Origin of the sequence: Streptomyces sp. E11-3 (assembly GCF_046540415.1) — a bacterium.
Taxonomy (GTDB): Bacteria; Actinomycetota; Actinomycetes; order Streptomycetales; family Streptomycetaceae; genus Streptomyces.
In genome coordinates, this window is sequence record NZ_JAZGRL010000027.1 from 1 (window position 1) to 3,640 (window position 3,640).

Sequence of the window (3,640 nt, forward strand, 5' to 3'; positions counted from 1 at the left end):
TCACCCGGCATCCGCCCCGTCCCCGGCGCTCGCCCCGTCCCCGGAACTCGCCTCGGCCGCCGGCACCTCGCTCGGCCGCCTGCCCGCCAACGCCCACTTCACCTTCCCAGGCTGCGAGGGCGACTCCTTGCTCCTCCTCCTCGACGCCCAGGGCATCGAGTGCTCCACCGGCTCCGCGTGCACCGCGGGCGTCGCCCAGCCGAGCCACGTCCTGCTCGCCACCGGCACGGACCCCGACCTGGCCCGCGGCACCCTGCGCTTCTCGCTGGGCCACACGTCGACCAAGGCGGATGTGGACGCGGTGGCGCAGGCGATCGGCCCGGCGGTGGAACGGGCCCGGACGGCGGGCCTGTCCTGAAGGTGGCAACGGACTCCTAGGCAGCCTCCTGGGAGGCCTCCCGCACGAGCCGCATATACCGATCCCAGTCCCAGTGCGGCCCCGGATCGGTGTGATCCGTCCCCGGCACCTCCACATGCCCCACGATGTGCTCACGGTCCACGGGTATGTCGTACCGCCGACAGATGTCAGCCGACAACTTCGCCGACGACCGGTACATCACCTCCGTAAAGGACGAGGGCTTGTCCACAAACCCCTCATGCTCGATCCCAACACTGCGCTCGTTGAAAGCACGATTCCCCGCGTGGAAGGCGACATCCAGCTCGCGGGCCATCTGCGTGATGTGCCCGTCCTTGGCGCGAATCACGTAGTGAGTCGACGCAGCGTGCAACGGATCGCGGAACACCCTCAACGTCGTGGCGAAGCTCCCCTGCGTCACATGGATCACAATCCGGTCGATCCGGTAGTCCGACGGACGGTTCGCATACCGCAGATTTCCGCGCGAGGCCGCGACCCAGCGCACCCCCGGCTGGTCCACCTCACCCTCGGTGCGCTGCTTGTCGACACCAGGAAGCCGCCAGTACAGCCGCGACAGCTCCTCGCCGTACACGGCGGCCGTCGTACCGGCCGCCGCGGTGGCACCGCCCCCGATGAGCAGGGCACGCCTGCTGATCCCGGCCACACCCACACCTCCCCCTGCTCCCCTGTCGTCCCCTCTGTGCCCCGAGAAACGCTTGGGACCCACCCAAAGGTTCCGACTACCCTGGAGGGGTTATGACTGAGACCCCCCAGCGCCCCCTCCGTGTACTCGCCGCCATGTCCGGCGGCGTGGACTCCGCCGTCGCCGCCGCCCGCGCCGCCGAAGCGGGACACGACGTGACCGGAGTGCACCTGGCGCTCTCGGCCAACCCGCAGTCCTTCCGCACCGGCGCCCGAGGCTGCTGCACCCTTGAGGACTCCCGCGACGCCCGCCGCGCCGCCGACGTCATCGGCATCCCGTTCTACGTCTGGGACCTCGCCGAGCGCTTCCGCGAGGACGTGGTGGACGACTTCATCGCCGAGTACGAGGCGGGCCGCACCCCGAACCCCTGCCTGCGCTGCAACGAAAAGATCAAGTTCGCCGCGCTCTTGGACAAGGCCCTCGCCCTCGGCTTCGACGCGGTCTGCACCGGCCACTACGCCCAGGTCATCCGTGGCGCCGACGGCGCGCGGGAACTCCACCGCGCGTCCGACATGGCCAAGGACCAGTCCTACGTCCTGGGCGTCCTGGACGAGCGCCAGCTGGCCCACGCGCTCTTCCCTCTAGGCGACACAACCACGACCAAGGACGAGATCCGCGCCGAGGCCGAGCGCCGTGGCCTGGCGGTAGCCAAGAAGCCCGACAGCCACGACATCTGCTTCATCGCGGACGGCGACACCCAGGGCTTCCTCGCCTCCCGCCTCGGCAAGGCCGAGGGCGACATCGTCGACGAGTCCGGCGCCAAGCTCGGCACCCACGAGGGCGCGTACGGCTACACCATCGGCCAGCGCAAGGGCCTCCGCATCGGCACCCCCGCGCCCGACGGCAAGCCGCGCTATGTCCTGGACATCTCCCCGGTGAACAACACGGTGACGGTAGGCCCGGTGGACGCCCTCGACGTGACGGCCCTCACCGCGATCAAGCCCCGCTGGTGCGGCACGCCTCCGTCCGGCGTCGGCACCTACACCGCCCAGCTCCGCGCCCACGGCGACGAGACGCCCGTGAGGGCTGAGCTGGTCGACGACACCCTGGACATCTCCTTCGCGGAGCCGGTACGGGGCGTGGCCCCCGGCCAGGCGGTGGTGCTGTATGACGGGACGCGGGTGGTGGGCTCGGCGACGATCGCTACGACTCGGCGGGCTGCGCCAGTGGCCTGACCTGTCCTGGCCCTGGTCAGGGCCTGGTCAGGGCCTGGGTGGCGCCACAGCTCCCGCCTGTACGCCGCATATGAGGGCGCGCAGGGCGTCCCGTTCGGTACGTATGACCTCGCTAGGGGACTCACTCTCACGCAGGGCCAGCCCGTCGGGGGCGGCGGCGACTTCGACGCAGTTGTTGCCGCCACCCCCACAAAAGGATGAACGGTGCCACTCGTCCCCAGTCATGTCTCTGTTCCCCTCACAGTTCGCGGGCGATCGACCGGATGAGCTTCTGCGACTCGTCAGGTGACAGCGCCGACTGCTCCATCAGGTCCAGTAGGGAACGATAGTTCGCCAGGGGAGTCGGGGCATCCACGAAGTGTGCGCCGAGCGCGGTGTCCAGCTGAACTGTGTCAAGCTGCGGAACTGGCCCTTCCGCGTACAGGATTGACTGTCCCGCTCCGTGGAAGGCTCCGGCACTGAACGGGATCACGATCAGGGTCACGTTGTCGCGGTCGGCTGCTTCCGCGAGGTACTCAAGCTGCGCCCGCGCCACGTCCCGCCCGCCGAATTCCAGGCGCAGGGCGGCTTCATGGATGATCCCGACGTAGGGGGTCGGATTCTGTCCGCTGAGGATGGCCTGTCGCCCGAGCCGGTGCTCGACCCGCAGTTCAACCTCCAGGCGTCGAAGTTTCGGCACCGCGAACTCGAAGATCGCCCGCGCGTGGTCCTCGGTCTGGAACAGCCCCGGCAGGTGCACCGTCTGCGCTGTGCGGATGCGGGTGGCGTAGTGCTCCACTTCCGAGACTTCAAGGTGGCCTTCCGGGAGTTTCCCCCGGTACTCATCCCACCATTGATGAGCCCGACGGGGGCCTGTCATTGCTGCGAGTGCGTCAATCAGCGCTGGATCAGGGCACCGGTACTGGGAGGCGAGTTGGCGTACGCGTTCCTCGCTGAGGCCCGTGCGGCCCGCCTCGATGTTGGAGATCATCGTCCTGTCCGAGCCGAGCAGCGAGGCGGCTTCTTGTGCGGAGATGCCCGCCTGTTCGCGCATGCGGCGCATCTCCGTGGCCAGGCGGCGGTGGCGGCCTGTAGGGGCGTTTCGTTGAGCCATGTGTCCTCTCCCGTGCGCGCGAGCAGTCTGACAACGGGAACCGATGACGTCTAGTGAGTCGGACATTGTTTCACTCAATAGTGAAATGCGACTCACGCGTGAGTCGGTCTGCTCTACGGCATGACTCGCGCCACTCGTTCGTCCGCCGGAATCGGAAGCGCACCGGGCCCCTGCCCACCCAGGAAGCAGGGGTCCGGCAATGCCACCGCCCGGCGTCAACACCCCGTGGCCACCGTCCACTTACCGTCCCAACGCTCGTGCCCCAGGAGGTATCCATGTCCCCCGACCCGTACCGCCCCTCCGCTCCGGCCCAG

Annotated in this window: 5 protein-coding genes; 2 read left to right on the top strand and 3 right to left on the bottom strand. The window is 68.8% G+C overall.

Features of this window, described 5'->3' with window-relative positions:
- Window positions 1-358 (top strand): aminotransferase class V-fold PLP-dependent enzyme (locus U9R90_RS34370; protein ID WP_411061262.1); only part of this gene is annotated, 358 nt, incomplete at its 5' end.
- Between the two features lie 16 nt (window positions 359-374).
- Here the strand turns inward: U9R90_RS34370 and U9R90_RS34375 are convergent.
- Window positions 375-1,082, bottom strand: coding sequence for an N-acetylmuramoyl-L-alanine amidase (locus tag U9R90_RS34375; protein WP_411061263.1), 708 nt, complete (start codon window positions 1,080-1,082; stop codon window positions 375-377).
- Between the two features lie 29 nt (window positions 1,083-1,111).
- Between U9R90_RS34375 and mnmA the strand changes: the two genes are divergently transcribed.
- Window positions 1,112-2,233, top strand: a complete 1,122-nt coding sequence (gene mnmA / locus U9R90_RS34380) for a tRNA 2-thiouridine(34) synthase MnmA (protein WP_411061264.1) — start codon at window positions 1,112-1,114, stop codon at window positions 2,231-2,233.
- Window positions 2,234-2,260: 27 nt separating this feature from the next.
- Here the strand turns inward: mnmA and U9R90_RS34385 are convergent, their stop codons facing one another.
- Window positions 2,261-2,458 carry a DUF397 domain-containing protein gene (locus U9R90_RS34385; protein WP_411061266.1) on the bottom strand — a complete coding sequence of 66 codons (198 nt, stop codon included), beginning with the start codon at window positions 2,456-2,458 and terminating at the stop codon, window positions 2,261-2,263.
- A gap of 13 nt (window positions 2,459-2,471) precedes the next feature.
- Entirely contained in the window at window positions 2,472-3,326 is an 855-nt protein-coding gene (locus tag U9R90_RS34390; RefSeq protein ID WP_411061267.1) for a helix-turn-helix domain-containing protein, read from the bottom strand.
- Window positions 3,327-3,640 lie beyond the last annotated feature (314 nt).

Bases quoted from the DNA above. Each gene is read 5' to 3' on its own strand.
- U9R90_RS34385 (WP_411061266.1), bottom strand. From the start codon at position 2,458: ATGACTGGGGACGAGTGGCACCGTTCATCCTTTTGTGGGGGTGGCGGC.
- U9R90_RS34390 (WP_411061267.1), bottom strand. From the start codon at position 3,326: ATGGCTCAACGAAACGCCCCTACAGGCCGCCACCGCCGCCTGGCCACG.
- mnmA (WP_411061264.1), top strand. From the start codon at position 1,112: ATGACTGAGACCCCCCAGCGCCCCCTCCGTGTACTCGCCGCCATGTCC.